Source organism: Pantoea ananatis PA13 (assembly GCF_000233595.1).
GTDB classification, from domain to species: Bacteria; Pseudomonadota; Gammaproteobacteria; order Enterobacterales; family Enterobacteriaceae; genus Pantoea; species Pantoea ananatis.
Genome location: NC_017554.1, coordinates 1205398 through 1225237, shown reverse-complemented (window position 1 = coordinate 1225237; position 19840 = coordinate 1205398). Strand labels below are relative to the sequence as shown.

The 19840-nt window shown below is 54.4% G+C and carries 18 protein-coding genes; 3 read left to right on the top strand and 15 right to left on the bottom strand.

Annotated elements, in window-relative coordinates:
• Position 1: 1 nt before the first annotated feature.
• Positions 2 to 1429, bottom strand: coding sequence for a sensor histidine kinase (locus PAGR_RS05895; protein WP_014605263.1), 1428 nt, complete (start codon positions 1427 to 1429; stop codon positions 2 to 4).
• Between the two features lie 567 nt (positions 1430 to 1996).
• Positions 1997 to 5887 carry a phosphoribosylformylglycinamidine synthase gene (purL, locus tag PAGR_RS05890; RefSeq protein ID WP_014605262.1) on the bottom strand — a complete coding sequence of 1297 codons (3891 nt, stop codon included), beginning with the start codon at positions 5885 to 5887 and terminating at the stop codon, positions 1997 to 1999.
• 267 nt (positions 5888 to 6154) lie between these two features.
• Between purL and mltF the strand changes: the two genes are divergently transcribed.
• Complete coding sequence (mltF, locus tag PAGR_RS05885; protein WP_014605261.1) at positions 6155 to 7612, top strand: membrane-bound lytic murein transglycosylase MltF; 1458 nt, start codon at positions 6155 to 6157, stop codon at positions 7610 to 7612.
• On the opposite strand, the gene tadA is transcribed toward mltF, so the two are convergent.
• The gene (gene tadA / locus PAGR_RS05880) at positions 7609 to 8103 is read right to left on the bottom strand and encodes a tRNA adenosine(34) deaminase TadA (RefSeq protein WP_014605260.1); all 495 of its coding nucleotides are present in this window, start codon (positions 8101 to 8103) and stop codon (positions 7609 to 7611) included. The two genes, mltF and tadA, sit on opposite strands and share 4 nt — an antisense overlap.
• Positions 8104 to 8176: 73 nt before the next feature.
• Entirely contained in the window at positions 8177 to 8815 is a 639-nt protein-coding gene (gene yfhb, locus PAGR_RS05875) for a phosphatidylglycerophosphatase C (RefSeq protein ID WP_013026761.1), read from the bottom strand.
• A 155-nt stretch (positions 8816 to 8970) separates the two neighbouring features.
• On the opposite strand from yfhb, the gene PAGR_RS05870 reads away from it, so the two are divergent.
• A complete protein-coding gene (locus PAGR_RS05870; RefSeq protein WP_014594334.1) occupies positions 8971 to 9810 on the top strand; it encodes a MurR/RpiR family transcriptional regulator in 840 nt (279 codons plus the stop codon).
• Between the two features lie 102 nt (positions 9811 to 9912).
• On the opposite strand, the gene PAGR_RS23630 is transcribed toward PAGR_RS05870, so the two are convergent.
• Complete coding sequence (locus PAGR_RS23630) at positions 9913 to 10290, bottom strand: hypothetical protein (protein WP_014605259.1); 378 nt, start codon at positions 10288 to 10290, stop codon at positions 9913 to 9915.
• A gap of 524 nt (positions 10291 to 10814) precedes the next feature.
• On the opposite strand from PAGR_RS23630, the gene PAGR_RS05860 reads away from it, so the two are divergent.
• Positions 10815 to 11063 carry a YfhL family 4Fe-4S dicluster ferredoxin gene (locus PAGR_RS05860; protein ID WP_014605258.1) on the top strand — a complete coding sequence of 83 codons (249 nt, stop codon included), beginning with the start codon at positions 10815 to 10817 and terminating at the stop codon, positions 11061 to 11063.
• On the opposite strand, the gene acpS is transcribed toward PAGR_RS05860, so the two are convergent.
• From acpS to rseA, 10 genes are all read right to left on the bottom strand, one after another.
• On the bottom strand, positions 11060 to 11440 hold the full coding sequence (acpS, locus tag PAGR_RS05855) for a holo-ACP synthase (RefSeq protein ID WP_006120525.1): 381 nt from the start codon (positions 11438 to 11440) through the stop codon (positions 11060 to 11062). The genes PAGR_RS05860 and acpS overlap by 4 nt on opposite strands.
• Positions 11440 to 12171 carry a pyridoxine 5'-phosphate synthase gene (gene pdxJ, locus PAGR_RS05850; RefSeq protein WP_014605257.1) on the bottom strand — a complete coding sequence of 244 codons (732 nt, stop codon included), beginning with the start codon at positions 12169 to 12171 and terminating at the stop codon, positions 11440 to 11442. The genes acpS and pdxJ overlap by 1 nt, the downstream gene beginning before the upstream one ends.
• A 66-nt stretch (positions 12172 to 12237) precedes the next feature.
• Positions 12238 to 12975, bottom strand: a complete 738-nt coding sequence (recO, locus tag PAGR_RS05845) for a DNA repair protein RecO (protein WP_013026765.1) — start codon at positions 12973 to 12975, stop codon at positions 12238 to 12240.
• 4 nt (positions 12976 to 12979) lie between these two features.
• Complete coding sequence (era, locus tag PAGR_RS05840) at positions 12980 to 13885, bottom strand: GTPase Era (protein ID WP_013026766.1); 906 nt, start codon at positions 13883 to 13885, stop codon at positions 12980 to 12982.
• Between the two features lie 44 nt (positions 13886 to 13929).
• Positions 13930 to 14610: a ribonuclease III gene (gene rnc, locus PAGR_RS05835; RefSeq protein WP_014594336.1), complete on the bottom strand. Its 681-nt coding sequence runs from the start codon at positions 14608 to 14610 to the stop codon at positions 13930 to 13932.
• Positions 14611 to 14741: 131 nt separating this feature from the next.
• Positions 14742 to 15716 carry a signal peptidase I gene (lepB, locus tag PAGR_RS05830; protein WP_014594337.1) on the bottom strand — a complete coding sequence of 325 codons (975 nt, stop codon included), beginning with the start codon at positions 15714 to 15716 and terminating at the stop codon, positions 14742 to 14744.
• Positions 15717 to 15725: 9 nt separating this feature from the next.
• Positions 15726 to 17525 (bottom strand): translation elongation factor 4, encoded by a 1800-nt coding sequence (gene lepA / locus PAGR_RS05825; protein WP_013026769.1) that lies wholly within the window; start codon positions 17523 to 17525, stop codon positions 15726 to 15728.
• A gap of 219 nt (positions 17526 to 17744) precedes the next feature.
• Entirely contained in the window at positions 17745 to 18209 is a 465-nt protein-coding gene (gene rseC / locus PAGR_RS05820) for a SoxR-reducing system protein RseC (RefSeq protein WP_013026770.1), read from the bottom strand.
• Positions 18206 to 19162: a sigma-E factor regulatory protein RseB gene (gene rseB / locus PAGR_RS05815; protein WP_014605256.1), complete on the bottom strand. Its 957-nt coding sequence runs from the start codon at positions 19160 to 19162 to the stop codon at positions 18206 to 18208. The genes rseC and rseB overlap by 4 nt, the downstream gene beginning before the upstream one ends.
• The gene (rseA, locus tag PAGR_RS05810) at positions 19162 to 19815 is read right to left on the bottom strand and encodes an anti-sigma-E factor RseA (RefSeq protein WP_014594339.1); all 654 of its coding nucleotides are present in this window, start codon (positions 19813 to 19815) and stop codon (positions 19162 to 19164) included. Before rseA ends, rseB begins: the two co-directional genes overlap by 1 nt.
• Positions 19816 to 19840: the final 25 nt, after the last annotated feature.

Below are 19840 nucleotides of genomic sequence, written 5' to 3'. Positions count from 1 at the left end.
TTCAGACTTTCCCGGCTGTGGTGTTCAGTTCGATGCGAAAACAAACATCAGCGTCGTCACGGGTAACCAGTTGCAGGCTACCGTGCATGCGGCGCAGACAATCCTTTGCGATGCTTAACCCCAGTCCGCTGCCTTTGACCGGCCCTTTACGCTGATGACTGCCCTGGAAAAAAGGTTCAAAAATCATCTCCTGCTCATTTTCGGGAATGGGCGTACCGCTGTTAGCGACATCGATGATTATTCGATCGCCCTGCCGCTGGCTGTGCAGCCAAATGTTACCGGATTCATTGCCATAGTTCACGGCGTTAGAGTAGAGGTTGTCAATCACGCTCATCAATAGCATAGGTTCTGCCAGGCAATCTGTGGCTTTCAGATCGATATTGACATGCATAAGCTTGGTTCGGGCTGAGAGTGCATGCGCATTAACAACGTCATACACGATGTCATTCAGATCTACCGTTTCCAGGGTAATCGGGCCATCAGCCAGTTTGCGGTTGTAATCAAGTAGCTGTTCGATAAGGCGTTGCAGGTGGCGACTGCTGTTATCCAGTATTGAAACGATTTCTTTCTGTTCAGGATTCAGTATGCCCGCAACCTCATCAGCCAGCAGCTCTGTACCTTCACGCAGGCTGGCAAGCGGCGTTTTAAGTTCGTGTGAAAGATGACGTAAAAATTCATGTCGCTGGGTTTCCAGCCAGGCCAGGCGTTCACTTAACCAGATAATACGTTGCCCCAAAGAGCGTAACTCGCGCGGACCGCGAAACACCATGCTGCTGCCCAGTTCGCGTCCTTCGCCAAGTCGGTTAATCATCCGCTCTACGCTTTTTACCGGGCCGATGATCATGCGGGTAAACAGCAGGGTTAACGTCAGGCTGATAATAAACAGGATAAGCGCCTGCCAGCCAAAAAACTGACCACGGTCGGCTATTTCACGTTGCAGTTGCAGACCACGTGCAAACACCACTTCTCGCGTATCCTGCACCAGTTGCACGTTTGTCGCTGAAAATTTTTCCAGCGCCTGTGACGCACCGGTCACAGGATTACCATTATCGCACTGCATGGTTTCCAGCTGCGGCAAAATGGCCTGCAACGTTTTAAACGCCGGTAAATCGGGCAGGCTGTCGGCATGGGAACTGAGCATCTGACCATAGCGGATACGCTGCGTCTGATAGAGCTTTGCCAGAGACGTATCACCCAGCACACAGTACTGGCGATAACTCCGTTCCAGCTCGATAGCGGTGCGGGCCATCGCCTCGCTGCGCCTGACGTCAGTAAAGGTATTTCGGTTAGTGTCGGCAGCCTGATTACTTAACGCTGAGAGACTTTCCCAGGCCTGCCAGGCCAGCACCAACAGCGGCAGGAGCACCAGCAAAAAGGCCATCAGCACCAACTGGCGCAGGGACCCGGGAAATAAACGCCATTTTTTCACGCGACGGCTTCCTTAAAGATACGCTTACCGGATGCTAGCGGAGTCAGCCCAGAGAAGGAAGAGGCAGAAAAGAAAACGGCAGGCGCGATGGCCTGCCGTTGACGCACCGCCATAGCAGTACGCGAGAATGGGTGGAGCCTAACTCAACGTTGCGTCCGATGCTTGATAACGATGCAGAACATACGATTATCGGTTGGGTGGACGACAGGCTCCGTTTGGTGCGTCATTCGGATTTTATGAGCTCTGCCCGCTGTGGGGTGGCAATCATAAACAGATGAATGAGCAACAGGCATAGTATAGCAAGGTTCATGCCAGTTTTTAAAATACCTTTGTAATCAATATTTTGAAAAAACCATTCAGCTGACTTCGCTCATTTCAGACTGTCTGGTCCGCTAAAAGTGTCGCCAGATACCAACACAATTTTGCTTTTCCCTTTCAATCTATAGAAATCATAAAGATAGATGTCACCAATCGGCGACAACAAAAGGTGACGTATGTCTCCTTTTGCCAACAAGTGGGGAATAAAAAAGGGAGGCACTCAGGCCTCCCGGTCTTTTTTCGCCGTTCTTAACCCAATTGTTTCCGTGCATTGCGGAAAATGCGCATCCAGGGGCTGTCTTCGCCCCATTCAGCCGGGTGCCATGAGTTGCTGACCGTGCGGAACACACGCTCTGGATGCGGCATCATAATTGTGACGCGTCCACTTTCATTGGTCACCGCAGTAATACCGTTTGGCGAGCCATTCGGGTTTGCCGGATAGGCTTCCGTCACCTTGCCTGTGTTATCGACATAACGCAGCGCCACCAGCCCTTTCGATTCCAGTGCGGCAAGGTGCGCGCCATCGCGCACCTCCACGAAGCCCTCGCCGTGCGATACGGCGATCGGCATACGGGAACCGGCCATGCCATCCAACAGTAACGACGGGCTGGCAGCCACTTCAACCAGGCTGAAGCGTGCTTCAAAACGTTCCGACTGGTTACGGACAAAGCGCGGCCACAGCTCACTACCCGGAATCAATTCACGCAGGTTAGACATCATCTGGCAGCCGTTACACACGCCCAGCGCCAGCGTTTGTGGGCGATGGAAGAACGACTCGAACTGATCGCGTACGCGCGGGTTAAACAGAATGGATTTCGCCCAACCTTCACCCGCGCCCAATACGTCACCGTAGGAGAAACCGCCACAGGCCACCAGCGCCTGGAAAGGTTCCAGATCGATCCGGCCCACCAGCAGGTCACTCATATGCACGTCAACCGCCGTAAAACCTGCCCGATCAAAGGCGGCCGCCATTTCCACATGCGAGTTAACGCCCTGCTCGCGCAGCACGGCAACGCGTGGACGCGCACCCGTTGCAATCATCGGTGCCGCAACGTCTTCGTCTGGCTTAAAGGTCAGGCTAACGTTCAGTCCGGGATCGGCGTCATCCTGCTTTGCCTGATGTTCCTGATCGGCGCAGGCCGGATTATCACGCAGACGCTGCATCTGCCAGGTGGTTTCTGCCCACCAGGTCCGCAAGGTGGTGCGGCTTTCGCTGTAAACCGCGCTGTCGCCTGAGCGAATCACAAATCGATCGCCCGACTGTGCGCTGCCCAGCACATGGCTGCAGTGCGCCAGGCCATGTTCAGCAAGAATCTGCTCCACGGCTTCGCGATCCGCCGCGTTGATTTGAATCACCGCCCCCAGCTCTTCGGTGAACAGCGCAGCCAGTGCATCGCTGCCCAGCGCCGCGATATCGACTTCGATGCCACAGTGACCGGTGAAAGCCATTTCCGCCAGGGTAACCAGCAGGCCGCCGTCTGAGCGGTCATGGTAAGCCAGCAGTTTTTGCTGGCTGACCAGGGCCTGGATGGCATTAAAGAAGCCAGCCAGCTGCGTTGCATCACGGACATCAGCAGGCTTGTCGCCCAGTTGACGATAAACCTGAGCCAACGCCGTCGCGCCTAAGGTGTTAGCGCCGTTGCCAAGGTCGATTAACAGCAGCAGGTTGTCCCGATCGGCGACCAGCTGTGGCGTCACATTGCGACGTACGTCTTCTACCCTTGCAAAAGCCGTGATCACCAGCGACAGCGGCGAGGTCATTTCGCGCTGTTCGGTGCCTTCCTGCCAGCGGGTTTTCATCGACATAGAGTCTTTACCCACCGGGATAGTGATCCCAAGCGCCGGGCACAGCGTCTCGCCAACGGCTTTTACGGCTTCATACAGGCCCGCATCTTCCCCCGGATGGCCTGCTGCAGACATCCAGTTAGCCGAGAGTTTCACCCGCTTCAACGAACCGACCGGCGTCGCCGCCAGGTTAGTCAGTGCTTCACCAACCGCCAGACGGGCCGAGGCGGCGAAGTCCAGCAGTGCGACAGGCGCACGCTCGCCCAGCGCGAAGGCTTCGCCATGGTAGCTGTCGAGGCTGGCCGTCGTAACGGCGCAGTTGGCAACCGGGATCTGCCAGGGGCCAACCATCTGATCGCGCGCCACCATACCGGTTACGCTGCGATCGCCGATTGTGATCAGGAAGGTTTTTTCCGCTACGGTTGGCAAGTGCAGCACGCGATTTACCGCGTCCGTCAGCGTAATGCCCTCGCGCTGCAGGGCATCGCCCTTCGCCTGCAGTTTCACCACATCGCGCGTCATTTTCGGGGTTTTGCCCAGCAGGACGTCCAGCGGCATATCAATCGGGCTGTTATCAAAGTGGCTGTCGTTCAGGGTCAGGTGCTGCTCTTCGGTGGCTTCACCAATCACCGCATACGGCGCACGTTCGCGCTGACAAATGGCAGCAAACTCGGCCAGCTTTTCAGGGGCCACGGCCATCACATAGCGCTCTTGTGATTCGTTACACCAGACTTCAAGCGGGCTCATTCCCGGTTCATCACTCAGGATGTCGCGCAGGTTGAAGCGACCGCCGCGTCCACCGTCGCTGACCAGTTCCGGCATGGCGTTGGACAGGCCGCCCGCGCCCACATCGTGGATAAACAGAATCGGGTTGTCATCGCCCCGTTGCCAGCAACGGTCAATCACTTCCTGGCAGCGACGCTCCATTTCAGGGTTGTCACGCTGCACCGATGCAAAGTCGAGATCCGCATCGGACTGGCCTGATGCCATGGATGATGCCGCACCACCGCCCAGGCCGATATTCATCGCCGGCCCGCCCAGCACGACCAGTTTGGCCCCGACGGTGATTTCACCTTTCTGAACGTGGTCCGCACGAATGTTTCCGATGCCGCCAGCCAGCATAATGGGCTTGTGGTAGCCGCGCAGTTCAGTCCCGTTGTGGCTGTTAACCTGCTCTTCATAGGTCCGGAAGTAGCCGTTTAAGGCCGGACGACCAAATTCGTTGTTAAAGGCTGCGCCGCCCAGTGGGCCTTCGGTCATAATATCCAGCGCGCTGACGATGCGTGCGGGCTTGCCAAAATCCTCCTCCCAGGGCTGTTCGAAGCCGGGGATGCGCAGGTTCGACACCGAGAACCCGACCAGGCCAGCTTTCGGCTTGGCACCGCGCCCCGTCGCGCCTTCATCACGAATTTCACCGCCGGAGCCGGTTGCCGCGCCAGGCCAGGGCGAAATCGCGGTTGGGTGGTTGTGCGTTTCAACCTTCATCAGAATGTGTGCGGCTTCCTGGTGATAGGCGTACTCACCCTTTTCTGCGTCCGCGAAGAAGCGACCGACCTCCGAGCCTTCCATTACCGCCGCGTTATCTTTATAGGCTGACAGAACATAATCCGGCGTTTGCTCGAAGGTGTTCTTAATCATTTTAAACAGTGATTTAGGCTGTTTTTCGCCGTCGATGATCCAGTCAGCGTTAAAGATTTTGTGGCGACAGTGCTCAGAGTTCGCCTGGGCAAACATATAAAGTTCAATGTCGTTCGGATTGCGTCCCAGCCGGGTAAAGGCCGCCAGCAGGTAGTCAATTTCGTCGTCGGCCAGCGCCAGGCCGAGCGTCATATTGGCCTGAACCAGCGCCTGACGGCCCTCACCCAGCACATCAACGCTTTTGACCGGCTGAGGTTCGTGGTGAGCAAACAGCTGCTCAGCCTCGCTGAAATCGCTGTAAACCGTCTCCATCATGCGGTCGTGCAACAGTGCGGAGAGCGTTTGCCATTGGCTTTCAGAAAGCTGAGGTGCCTGGACATAAAAGGCCATGCCTCGTTCCAGACGACGCACCTGCGACAGATCGCAGTTATGAGCAATGTCTGTGGCTTTTGATGACCACGGCGATATCGTACCAGGACGTGGCGTGACCAGAATTAAACGCCCTTGTGGCGCATGTTCAGCGAGAGAAGGACCGTACTTGAGCAGGCGCTGCAGACGGGATTTTTCATCCTCACTCAGCGGCGCGCTGACATCGGCAAAATGGACGTACTCAGCGTAAATATCACTCACCGGCAGATGAGCGTCCTGAAAGCGGGCCAGCAATTTGTTTACACGAAATGCCGACAGGGCGGGCGAACCACGCAGAATTTCCATCATAAGATCTCTCGTCTTCGAAGCGCCGGGCGACGCTTCATTGGGCGCAACAGGGGAAAACGGGGCGTATTATAAAGAAACCCACTCCGCGACGAAACCGTTTGCGCAAAATTTATGGCCATCAAGATTTGCCTGAAATTTGCGCAAAAATTGCTTTATAAGTTGCTCTGCCGGTGTTTGTTGCGCAAAATGCCCCTCGCTCTGGGAGTTAAAACAAGATCAATACTGCCTTAAAAGACAGAGGCCTTGGAGCCATCGAGAGATAACTATTTGAAACGCCTAAAATTTAATTATCTGGTTATCGGTCTGCTTACCGTGCTGCTGGCTCTGGCACTGTGGCCGTCTATTCCCTGGTACGGGGGAGGACAAGATACGATTTCACAGATTAAATCACGGGGAGTGCTACGCGTCAGTACCGTAAACTCGCCGTTGACTTACTACACCGTGAATAAAGCACCGGCCGGGATGGACTACGAGCTGGCGAAGCGTTTTGCCGATTATCTGGGCGTTAAGCTTGATATAACGGTGCGCGCCAACCTCAGCGATCTGTTCGATGCGCTCGACGACGGCAAAGCGGATCTGCTGGCGGCAGGTCTGATTTATAACGATGAGCGTTTGTCGCGTTATCAGATCGGTCCGGGCTACTACAGCGTTTCGCAGCAGCTGGTCTATCGCGTGGACAAACCGCGGCCAAAAAACCTGGGTGACTTAAAGGGGCGGCTGGTTGTTGCCTCTGGATCGGCTTATCTGTCGACGCTTAAAAACGCCCGGGCGAATCACTATCCCGATCTCGACTGGGCCATTTCGACCGATCAAAGTCCGAAAGCCCTGCTGGAAGCCGTGGCGGAAGGCAAGCTGGATTATACGATTGGCGATTCCGTGACGATTGCCCTGCTTCAGCGCATTCATCCCCAACTGGCTGTGGCTTTCGACGTCACCGATGAAGAACCGGTAACGTGGTATTTACCGCACGAAAGCGATGACAGCCTGAACGCCGCCATGCTGGATTTCTTTAACAGCATGGGAGAAGAAGGGGCGATGGCAAGACTTGAAGAGAAATATCTCGGTCACGTCGGCACCTTCGACTACGTGGATACCCGCACCTTCCTGCGCTCCATTGACAACGTGCTGCCCGATATAAAACCCCTGTTTGAAAAGTACGCCAAAAATATCGACTGGCGGCTGCTGGCGGCGATCTCCTATCAGGAGTCGCACTGGAATCCGCAGGCGACGTCGCCTACCGGCGTCCGCGGCATGATGATGTTAACGCGGAATACCGCTGACAGCGTTGACGTAGGTGACCGTACCGATCCTGAGCAGAGCATCCGTGGCGGCAGCGAGTATCTGCAAAACATGATGGAAAAGGTGCCACAAACGATTCCGGAAGATGAGCGTATCTGGTTTGCCCTGGCGGCCTATAACATGGGCTATGCGCATATGCTGGATGTGCGTAAGCTCACGGCTAAACAGGGTGGAAATCCCGACAGCTGGGCAGATGTTAAACTGCGGCTACCCATGTTGAGCCAGAAGCGCTACTACTCACAAACCACCTATGGCTATGCACGCGGGCAGGAAGCCTATAATTACGTGGAGAATATCCGCAAATATGAAATTAGCCTGGTGGGTTATTTGCAGGAGCAGGAAAAACGCATTGCCCAACAGGCGGCCCTGGAGGCAGAGCTGGGCAAAGGTTATCCTGCCGTCACGCCTGAGGTGGCAATGAATTAACTTTCGCGCTGCGCCTGACGCAGCGCTTTTTGTTGCTGGCGGCGCATGCGGAAAAAGTCGCTCAGCATTGCCGCGCACTCCTCTTCCAGCACTCCCTGATGCAGCGCCACCTGATGATTCATTCCCGGATGTCCCAGAATATCAATCAGTGAGCCGGCTGCGCCGGTTTTTACATCGTGCGCGCCATAAACCAGACGGCCAATGCGACTGTGCACCATCGCGCCCGCACACATAATGCAGGGCTCCAGCGTGACGTAAAGCGTGGTATTGAGCAGGCGATAATTCTCCAGCACTTTCCCGCCCTGACGTAAGGCCATGATCTCCGCATGGGCGGTGGGATCGTGCTGCCCGATAGGCCGGTTCCAGCCCTCGCCTATCACCCGATCGCCCTGAACCAGCACCGCACCCACCGGCACTTCGCCCTGCTCCCATGCGCGCTGCGCCAGCGTAAGCGCCCGGCGCATCCAGTATTCATCTTGTTCTTGAGTCACGCAGACCACTCCCGGCAGCAAAAAAGCGGCGCATTATAACCATCGAATCCGTAAAACCGAAGCGTGACAGCGGTTATTCCAGCTGTTGTAATTCGCCACCCGGGGTGACGCGCCAGCGATGCTGGCAGAAGAACAGCAGCGGGTTATCCTGTTTGCTGTCGCTGTAACCGCTATACAGCTGTAAGGGCGTGCCGATTTGCTCTTCAAGCTGCACCACTTTTTCATGGCCGAGACAGCGCATTTTCAATATGCGTCCGCCTAAACCGGGCTGCATCTGGCTGGCGATGAGCTTCACCCGCGGTAGAAATGCGGAGTCGTAATAGACCTGCTCCACCAGCGACTGCGGTGAGCCCGTAATCAGCCAGACATCGGCATCATCGCTACTAAGGTATTCACTGAGTCGTTTCTGCACCACGGGAAATGCTTTAACGCGTTGTCGAAACCATTGCGCGAATTCGGCTTCCAGCCGCAGCAGTGTGGCTTCAGAGCGGCCAAAGGTGATCGACCACAGCAGCAAACTCATCGGCCAGCGCGCGGCGCGTCCCTTAAACAATAAACCCGCGCCCACAACCGGCAGCAACGGCACCACCAGCAGCAGATTAAGCGGCTTGCGGCGCAGCAGATAGCGCATGAAGGTGCCAAACATGTCCTGTTGGTGCAATGTGCCATCAAGGTCGAAAAACACCACGCGACGTTGTATATCGTTGGTCAAACAACACTCCTTTTTACCTAATTGGCATCAACAGCCTCTATTGTAGTCATCTTCGTCCAACGAGGCGATGGCTGTAATTTTTTATTCCAGTGACTACAATGCGCATAGAATCATTTATTCCATGCGGAACATCCGCTAAATCATAAGGATTGAGCATGAGTTCATTGCTGCGCATTCGCCAGCTTTATCCCTCTCTGGCGCTGAACGAGCGTCGGCTGGCGGATTTTTTACTGTCACAACCGGATCGGGCACGGCATCTGAGTTCACAAAAGCTGGCGGAAGAATCCGGGGTCAGCCAGTCGAGCGTGGTTAAATTCGCACAAAAACTGGGATACAAAGGCTTTCCGGCTCTTAAGCTGGCGCTGAGTGAGTCGCTGGCGGATAAAGATGCCATCACCGTGCACAACCAGATCCTGAGCGACGATCCGCTCAAAGCCGTGGGTGAAAAATTACTCACGGAGAAGCTCTCTGCGATTCGCGCCACGCTGGATATCAACAGTGAAGAGAAATTAAACGCCGTCCTGCAGTTGCTCAAGCGCGCACGCCGCATTTTGCTGGTCGGCATTGGCGCGTCCGGCCTGGTGGCAAAGGATTTTTCATGGAAGCTGATGAAAATTGGTATCAATGCGGTGGCGGAACAGGATATGCACGCGCTGCTGGCCAGTGTTCAGGCTATGTCATCTGGCGATGTGCTGCTGGCGATCTCCTACACCGGCGAAAGACGTGAAATCAACCTTGCCGCTCAGGAAGCCGTTCGCGTAGGGGCGGATGTGCTGGCCTTTACCGGCTTTACGCCTAACACACTGCAGCAGTGCGCCACCCATTGCCTGTACACCGTGGCAGAAGAGCAGAGCACGCGCAGCGCCGCCATCTCATCTACCACCGCGCAGCTGGCGTTGACGGACCTGCTGTTTATGGCCCTGGTGCAGAACGATCCTGAGCGAGCATCCAGCCATATTCGTCACAGCGAAGCTCTGGTTAAGAAACTGATCTAGCCAGAAAGCTCAACGCAGATATTTTGCCGAGAACATAACGAAAGAAGCCAGCATTCGCGCTGGCTTCTCAGAGAACTTTAACTGTTAACCGGTATGAACGGATTAGCTACCGCTGGTATCTTGCGTCGAAATAGGCAGGTACTGGCTCATACCGGTGCTGGCAGAATCCACAGCAGCCTTGTTTTTAGCAACCAGATAGAAGGTGTCAGCATAAGAATGCGGAGCGTGATCTGCGGAATAAAGCGCGAATTTTACGACTTTCTTTCCACCCTCATACTTACATTCCATGTCCCAGCTAATAGTCGAGCCAGGTGTCGCTTTACATTTTCCCTTTCCATAGGTGTATTGCAGGAAATTATTCGTTTTATTTTCTGCCGACGCAACGAAATCTGGTCGAGATCCGCCCGCTGACAGGCTTCCGTAAGCGGTTGTTGCGGCAAGAACAGCTACGCCCACAATCAAAAGAATTCTTTTTTTCACCTGACACAATCCATCGATATTGTTGATGAATAGATATTATCGGAAAAATCCTAAGCCCGCATCTGTTCTTCGCATTTTCTATGACAAAATATTTCTATTGAACATTTTCCCTGCTAAATCCTTACAAATGGTGGACGGGATGACGTGAGGCACTTTTAACGCCTTCTCTCTCTTTAACCACTCAGGTTGCTGCTCAAAGAAAGCCATCATTCATCATAAAATTCAGCTCTGAACTTCATCCACAAAAAAAGAAATTTATAAACATTGAGTTATGCAATGCTGTAGCAGCATTTGTCACTTTAGCCCCTCGCCGTCATTTTTGCTTAAGGCAGAATATGATACTGTTCGCCACGTTTATCACAGCCGAATCCAGTTTGCAGGTCATTGACACAGTCTGCTAGCTTAAAAAGGCAATATTGTAAGGTATGTCGGGAAATGAAAGTGTCATGGCAGGCTGTCTCGATCGCCGTCTTTGCCAGGCAACGCATAAACGACAAAAATTATTTATCGATTAAGATACCGCGATGTCTCTACTGATTACCGAACGATGCATTAACTGCGATATGTGCGAACCTGAATGCCCGAACCAGGCGATTGCGATGGGTGAGGCAATCTATGAAATTGATGTGAGCCGCTGCACGGAGTGCGTGGGTCATTACGATCTTCCAACCTGTCAGCGCGTTTGCCCGATTGATAACACGATCGTCATTGATCCACAGCACATCGAATCACGCGATGCGCTGTGGGATAAGTTTATGCAGCTGCACGGTTAACTTTCGATGATCACCGTTGCGCAGGCATAGTGACGCTCATCTGCCAGCGTGACATGCACATGCTGCACGCCAAGACGTTGCGCCACCTCGGCGGCATGATCGAAGAAACGCAGCAGCGGTTTACCCAGCGCGTCGTTATAAACTTCGAACTGGTTAAAAGCCAGCCCGCCCCGAATGCCGGTACCAAAGGCTTTTGCCGCCGCCTCTTTAACCGCAAAACGTTTGGCCAGGAAACGAACCGGCTGACGGTGCTGTTGATATTGCTGCCACTCGGCCTCGCTCAGGACACGCCGCGCAAGACGATCGCCTGAACGTGAAATCACATCGGCAATGCGTTCTATTTCGACGATATCGCTGCCCAGTCCCAGGATAGCCATTAGCGACGCGCTTCTCGCAGCAGTGCTTTCATGGCTTTCACCGCCTCAGGCAGACCACTCATCACGGCACGTCCAATAATCGCATGACCGATATTCAGCTCATGCATTTCCGGCAGGGCGGCGATTGGCAGTACGTTGTGGTAAGTCAGCCCATGACCGGCGTTAACTTTTAGCCCACGGCTGGCAGCAAAGGTGGCGGCCTGACGGATACGTGCCAGCTCAGCGTCGCGCGCTGGGCCTTCAGGCGCTTCAGCATAGGCACCGGTATGAATTTCAATATAGGGCGCGCCGCTGGTCACCGCCGCCTCGATTTGGCGGTGATCGGGATCGATAAACAGGGACACCAGAATGCCCGCTTCGCTGAGCTGTTTCACCGCGGCGTTCAGCTTCTCCTGCTGGCCCGCGACGTCCAGTCCGCCTTCGGTGGTGACTTCCTCGCGCTTTTCCGGCACCAGGCAGCAGAAATGCGGTTTGATTTCACAGGCGATAGCCAGCATCTCCTCGGTCACGGCCATTTCGAGATTCATGCGCGTTTCAATGGTATCGCGCAGGATGCGCACATCCCTGTCGGTAATGTGGCGACGATCTTCGCGCAGGTGCACGGTAATGCCGTCTGCACCCGCCTGTTCGGCGATAAACGCCGCCTGTACCGGATCGGGATAATGGGTTCCACGCGCATTGCGAACGGTAGCGATATGGTCGATATTCACGCCTAACAGTAACTCAGCCATGACAATCCTCGGTTCATTATGGTCATTGCGTTGAGTGTACCGCGCAGAGATAAGGCCAGGCTACGGTCAGTGCTCTGTCTCGTCAGAAATAGTGGGCTTTTTTTTCGGGGTAAACTGGCGAAAAAGCTCCTGGCTTTTTAGCGGCTTACCGCCCAGGTAGGGTTTGAGGGCCATACGCGTGAAACGTTTGGCTGCGCGCAGGGTTTCTGCATCCGGGAATTCACGGGTAAACAGCGCCTGCAGTTCACGCCCGGTGAAGCTACGCTGGTTCAGCACCAGGCTGGCAATAAAGCCTTTCTCTTCACGGTAGCTGTAGGTCATGGCTTCGCTGACCGGTTCACCGCTGCCCGCACAGTGCAGGAAGTCTACGCCGTAACCCAAATGCCCCAGCAGCGCCAGCTCAAAACGGCGCAGCGCAGGCTCTGGTGATCCTTCGCCTGCCGCCAGCATCTGAATGCATTGCAGGTAGTCGAAAAACAGTTCAGAGAAAGGAATGTGCTGTTCCAGTACCCGAGATAAAAGCTCGTTAACGTACAGGCCGCAGTATAGCGTGATGCCACTGAGAGGTAATGCCAGGGAGACCGCTTCAGCGTTGCGCAGGGTTTTGACTTCCCCACGCCCGCTCCAGCGCACCAGTAAAGGCGTGAAAGGCTGTAAGGTGCCTTTCAGTTGGGAACGCCGTGAACGTGCCCCTTTTGCCAGAACACGTACGCGGCCTTCACTTTCACTAAACAGATCAAGCAGCAGGCTGGTCTCGCTGAAAGGACGACTATGCAGCACAAAGGCGCGTTGCCAGCCTTCCATTTAATCAGAGATCGTCTGTGTAACCCAGGCTGCGCAGCGCACGTTCGTCGTCCGCCCAGCCGGATTTAACTTTGACCCACAGTTCGAGATGCACTTTCGCATCGAACATCTCTTCCATGTCTTTACGGGCTTCGATACCGATGGTTTTGATTTTGGCGCCTTTGTTGCCAATCACCATTTTCTTCTGCCCTTCACGCTCGACCAAAATCAGACCGTTGATGTCATAACCGCCGCGCGCATTCGACACGAACTGTTCGATTTCAACCGTGACCGAGTAAGGCAGTTCAGCCCCCAGAAAACGCATCAGCTTTTCACGGATGATTTCTGAGGCCATAAAGCGCTGCGAACGATCGGTAATGTAATCTTCCGGGAAGTGATGGTCAGATTCCGGCAGATGCTTACGGGCAATGGCGGCGATGGTATCCACATTTTTGCCGGTTTCTGCTGAAATCGGCACGATATCAATAAAGTTCATCTGCTGGCTCAGGAACTGCAGGTGCGGCAGCAGAATACTTTTGTCCTGAATATTGTCGACTTTATTGATCGCCAGCAGCACGGGCACTTTGCCATCGCGCAGCTTGTTTAATACCATTTCGTCATCCGGCGTCCAGCGCGTGCCGTCCACCACAAAGATGATGAGTTCAACGTCACCGATAGAACTGCTGGCAGCACGGTTCATCAGGCGGTTAATCGCCCGTTTCTCTTCCATGTGCAGGCCTGGCGTATCCACATAGATCGCCTGGTAGGCGCCTTCAGTATGGATACCCATAATGCGGTGACGAGTGGTTTGCGGCTTACGCGACGTAATCGAAACCTTCTGCCCCAGTAGCTGGTTCAGTAAGGTGGATTTACCGACGTTGGGTCGGCCAACTATCGCGACAAAGCCGCTGTATGTAACGTTTTCGCTCATTCGAATCCTGAGGTTTTAGCGCCGGTTAAAGCGCCGGGATAATACTATTCCAGACCAAGTTTAATCAGCGCCTGTTCGGCGGCTGCTTGTTCGGCTTTACGGCGGCTGGAGCCTACGCCCACCACCGGTTCTGCCATGCCACTCACCTGACAGTGAATGGTGAATTCCTGATCGTGGGCTTCGCCACGTACCTGCACGACTAAGTAACTGGGTAGTGGCAGATGCCGGCCTTGCAGATACTCCTGCAGGCGCGTTTTGGGATCTTTTTGTTTGTCACCCGGACTGATTTCGTCCAGGCGCGTCTGATACCAGTCGAGGATCAGTTTTTCCACCGTCTGAATATCACTGTCGAGGAAAACGCCGCCAATCAGCGCTTCGACGGTGTCCGCCAGAATGGACTCACGGCGAAAGCCCCCGCTTTTTAATTCACCGGGGCCTAAACGCAGGCATTCTCCCAAATCAAACTCGCGCGCCATCTCTGCCAGCGTATTTCCCCTGACCAGGGTAGCACGCATACGGCTCATATCCCCTTCATCCACGCGTGGAAAACGGTGATAGAGCGCGTTAGCAATCACATAGCTGAGAATGGAATCGCCTAAAAACTCAAGACGTTCGTTATGTTTACTGCTGGCGCTTCGATGGGTCAGGGCCTGCTGTAAAAGTTCAGAATGTGTAAAAGTGTAGCCCAGTTTGCGCTGAAGCTTGTTAATCAAGATGGGGTTCATGCGATTCCAGTTCTGTTTTGCGTCTGTCACTCTGCATACCAAACAGGGCTGGAGAACCAACTCATTCTGTTTGGTGTGCAGTGGCCCCCCACCTGGAGGGCCACCCTTTTCACCTGACTGTCAGGCTATGGTTAGTGGATACCACCGATACGACTGAGTCGTACGCCGGTTGGCCACTGACCTTCTTGTTTTTCGAAACTCATCCAGATGGCGACCGCTTTACCCACCAGGTTACGCTCGGGAACAAAGCCCCAGTAGCGGCTGTCGGCGCTGTTATCGCGGTTATCACCCATCATGAAATATTGCCCCTGCGGCACGACCCAACTGGCCTGCGGCTGGCCGGGCTGCTGATAGTACATGCTCGCCTGGCTTTGTGCTTCTGTCACCAACAGGATGTCATGCGTCACGTCGCCCAGGGTTTCTTTGCGCGTGGCCAGACGTAATCCCCCCCGCATGGTGTCATTCAGCGGCAGCTGATAGAAACCGTTACCCGCTTCGTTACCATCAAACCCGCTAAACGTTTGAACAAATTTGCTGGGTTCAATATTGCTATAGGTGACGGGCAGCGCTTTGCTACAAGGCTTGCCGTTATCGCAGGCCGGATTGATGGTCAGCGTTTTACTGTACGGATCGTAGGTCACCCGATCGCCAGGCAGGCCGATCACGCGCTTGATGTAATCCAGGCTGGGATCTTTCGGGTATTTAAACACCGCGATATCGCCCCGTTTTGGATGCCCGGTAGGGATCAGCGTCGTTTGCGTAATGGGATCTTTAATGCCATACGCAAACTTTTCAACCAGAATAAAGTCACCAATCAGCAGGGTTGGCATCATGGAACCGGACGGGATCTGGAATGGCTCATACACAAACGAGCGCACAAAGAACACCACGGCCAGCACCGGAAACACCGATGCGGCGGTTTCAATCCAGCCCGGCTTAGGGGCCATCTTCGCCAGCGCTTTGCTGTCGAGTGTTCCGCCCGCCTGCGCCTGCGCCGCTGCCTGCAACGCACGGCGCTTTGGTGCCCACTTAATACGATCGATCACCCAAAGAATGCCGGTAATCAACGTCGCTATCGCCAGTATCAGGGCGAACATATTAGCCATTTGAGATCCTTATTTGCTGTCTTTTCCGACATGCAGAATGGCGAGGAATGCTTCCTGCGGCAGCTCAACGTTACCGACCTGCTTCATTCGCTTCTTACCATCTTTCTGCTTCTGCAACAGCTTTTTCTTACGACTGACGTCACCGCCGTAACACTTGGCGAGTACGTTCTTACGTAGCTGTTTAACGGTTGAGCGAGCGATAATGTGGTTGCCAATTGCCGCCTGAATCGCAATATCAAACTGCTGACGTGGGATGAGTTCTTTCATTTTCTCAACCAGATCACGTCCACGGTAAGGTGCGTTTTCACGGTGGGTAATCAGCGCCAGCGCATCAACACGTTCTGAGTTAATCAGAACGTCAACGCGCACCATGTCAGAGGCCTGAAAACGTTTAAAATTGTAGTCCAGTGAGGCATAACCCCGAGACGTTGATTTCAGACGGTCAAAGAAGTCGAGAACCACTTCCGCCATCGGAATCTCATAGGTCAGCGCCACCTGGTTGCCGTGGTAAACCATGTTGGTCTGAACGCCACGTTTCTCGATGCACAGCGTGATGACGTTGCCCAGGTATTCCTGCGGCAGCAGCATATGACACTCGGCAATCGGTTCGCGCAGCTCTTCAATATTATTAAGCGGTGGCAGCTTCGAAGGGCTGTCCACGTAGACGACTTCACCGCTTGTGGTTTCCACTTCGTACACCACCGTCGGCGCGGTCGTAATCAGATCCAGATCGTATTCGCGTTCCAGACGTTCCTGAATGATCTCCATGTGCAGCAGCCCAAGGAAGCCACAGCGGAAACCAAAGCCCAGCGCCGTTGAGCTTTCTGGCTCGTAGAACAGCGAGGCATCGTTCAGGCTCAGCTTGCCCAGCGCATCACGGAACGCTTCGTAATCATCAGAACTGATGGGGAACAGACCGGCATAAACCTGCGGCTTCACTTTTTTAAAGCCGGGTAAGGCTTTATCCGCAGGGTTGCGTGCCGTGGTCAGCGTATCGCCCACGGGTGCGCCAAGAATGTCTTTGATGGCGCACACCAGCCAGCCGACTTCACCGCAGTTCAGCTCGGTACGGTCAACCTGCTTCGGCGTGAAGATACCCAGACGGTCAGCATTGTAGACCTGCCCGGTGCTCAGCACCTTGATTTTGTCGCCTTTACGCATAGTGCCGTTTTTTACGCGCACCAGCGATACAACGCCGAGGTAGTTATCAAACCAGGAGTCAATAATCAGCGCCTGCAAAGGGGCGTCCGGGTCGCCCTCTGGTGCCGGGATGTCGCGAACTAAACGCTCCAGCACTTCAGGTACGCCCACGCCAGTTTTGGCTGAACAACGCACGGCGTCGGTCGCGTCAATGCCTACGATGTCTTCGATTTCCTGCGCGGCACGATCGGGATCGGCGGCTGGCAAATCGATCTTATTCAGCACCGGCACTACTTCCAGATCCATCTCAATCGCGGTGTAGCAGTTGGCCAGGGTTTGTGCTTCAACGCCCTGTCCGGCATCAACCACCAGCAGTGCGCCTTCACAGGCGGCCAGTGAGCGGGAAACCTCATACGAGAAGTCAACGTGTCCCGGCGTGTCGATGAAATTGAGCTGGTAAGTTTCGCCGTCTTTTGCTTTGTAATCGAGCGTTACGCTCTGCGCCTTAATAGTAATGCCACGTTCACGCTCCAGGTCCATTGAGTCAAGAACCTGCGCGGCCATCTCGCGATCGGTTAATCCCCCGCAAATCTGAATTAAGCGGTCAGAGAGCGTGGATTTACCGTGGTCAATATGGGCGATGATGGAGAAATTTCTTATGTGCTTCATTTATAGGAATATCTTCACGTAGAGAATCAGTTAGAAACCTGAGCACAGACACATTCAGGAAGATCGCTCTTAACCCACAATCCTGTCAGCCTCATTAATGACGACGCATATTACACTGTTAAGGCCGCGCATAAAAGAATGGAACGTTGTGGAAGCGAAACAGTTTTTGGCGAGGCGCCATAATGACAGAAGCCGCAGCAAGTGCGGCTTGAGTGAGGATCAGGCTTCGCTTTCAACGCGCAGTGCATCCGGCGGCAAAGCGATGTTCAAAATAACGGGCTGGAATGCCTCGCGATCGCCAAATTTCATCGAAATACCTTTGGCCACGATGAAGCCTCCCACGCCGCCTAACAGCGCGCCGCAAGCCGCAGCGAGATCGCTACCAAACAGCGCCTGAAACAGGCCGGCAAACAGGAACAGGCCAAACAGAGGCGTCATATAAACCAGCAGCGCGGAACCCAGCAGGCTGCTCTCTTTGATACCGAGTTCAACACGCTGACCCGGCGTCAACGGCTTGCTGCTGGCGATCTGCATCACGTGCGCGTTCTTTGGCCCCAGCTTATTCAGCATATGGCTACCGCAGCCTTTACGTGCCTGACAGCTGTTGCAGGACGTTTTAGCTTCAGTGTGCAGCGTGGCGATGCCATCCTGCCATGCCACCACAGTGGCCCATTCTCTCATCATTTTTTTGCCTCGAATTCGACGCTGTCTGCGATACGTTTGGCCGTCACGGGCGGTAGTTCGCCGACGACCGTAATTTCGTTATTATCGCGTATTACGGTTTGCACCGTACGACGTCCCGTGCGCAATGTCTGTGCGGTGCTGTTTTTATCTGCCGGAGTGACATTGACCGCAAAGCTAAACAGGCCATCGCTGTAGAGCCGTGATTCAACCGATTTATTTAACGCGGGAATGGTGCGACGGCTTTGCGAGACCAGCGTCATGCCGGCGGGGAGCCAGGCGGGCTGCCAGTCTAACGAAACGTTATCGGTTTTAGTTAACGACAGCGACGGCGGCAAATTCGCTTTCTCCAGCCCCTGCATCAGATTGCGAACGCCATCGTCCACCGCGAAGCTGATAACGCGAAACTGCTCCATCGTTTCACCATCCCGGTCAAGCAAATCGACCCGGAGCGGCAGCTTGGTATCCACGTCCAGCCAGACAACGTAGCTGTAGCGCGTGCCATCGCGTGAAACGATGCGCACTACGTCGCACATCTGGTCGGCAATGCGTGAACGGCCCACGGTGATAAAATCGTAGGCGGTATCCAGCTTGCTAAAATCGGCGTAAATAATGGACGGTAGCGCATCCACAATGTGGTTGCCCGGTAGCGAGAAAGGCTCAATGCCAGGTTCAAAATAGCTGATGTCGTTGCCACGTTGAATCACTTCACGACGCGGACCGTCCATCTGCAGCACCTGCGCATAAACGCGATCGTCGATAACCGCATGACGATAGCGCAGAGATTCCATGCCAAGGCGGGAAACGTTAATGTAGGCGAATTCGTAGTTGAGGGTCTGGCTTGCCTGCTCCATCTGCTGCAATAACGCCCCAGACGCAGAAACCTGCGCTGGGGCGGCAGATGACCACAACAGGCTGCCTGCCAGAAGGCTGACGGCATACCATAGCGGCTTCATTACTGCTGCTGCATTCCTAATGACTGATTACCAGGGACATTGGCCTGCGCTTGTTTAGGCGCATTGGTTTCGAACTGCAGTTGATCCGCATGCAGGCGACGCTGGAGTTCATAGTCCTGCAGCATGGCATTCACGCGACGACGTTGATCCTGCACCTGCTGAGTCGCATTACCGTTGCCAAAGGCATCCGATGGCACGCCAAGGCTCACGGGAGAGGCTTTACCCATGACAGGTAAGGTGTTGAAGACCGGCGAATCAGAACTTTCGACGCTGCCGCTACCCGGTTGGTTATAGTGCTGAACGCCAACGATAACAGCCAGGGAAACACAGGCGGCGACACCAACCTGGGTAATCTGTGCCGCCCACGGGCGAGCTTTATGCCAGAACGGCATTTTTTCCCAGCGAGAAGGTTCGGGCTGTGCTTCGGGGATCAAGGTTGTGACGTTGCGCTGAGGCTCTTTTTCAATCGCAGCAGCGACGCGTGCAGCAATGTCAAAATGCAGGTGCTCGCCCACGTCACCGCGCATGGTATCGCGGATAAGATGGTAGCGTTCCCAGCTTTTTTGTAATTCTGCGTCTTTGGACAGCGCTGAAAACAGCTCACTGTCTAAAGCCTCACCATCCATTAAAGCGGAAAGTTTTTCTTTCTGCATGCCTAATACCCTTCCAGTAGCCGTT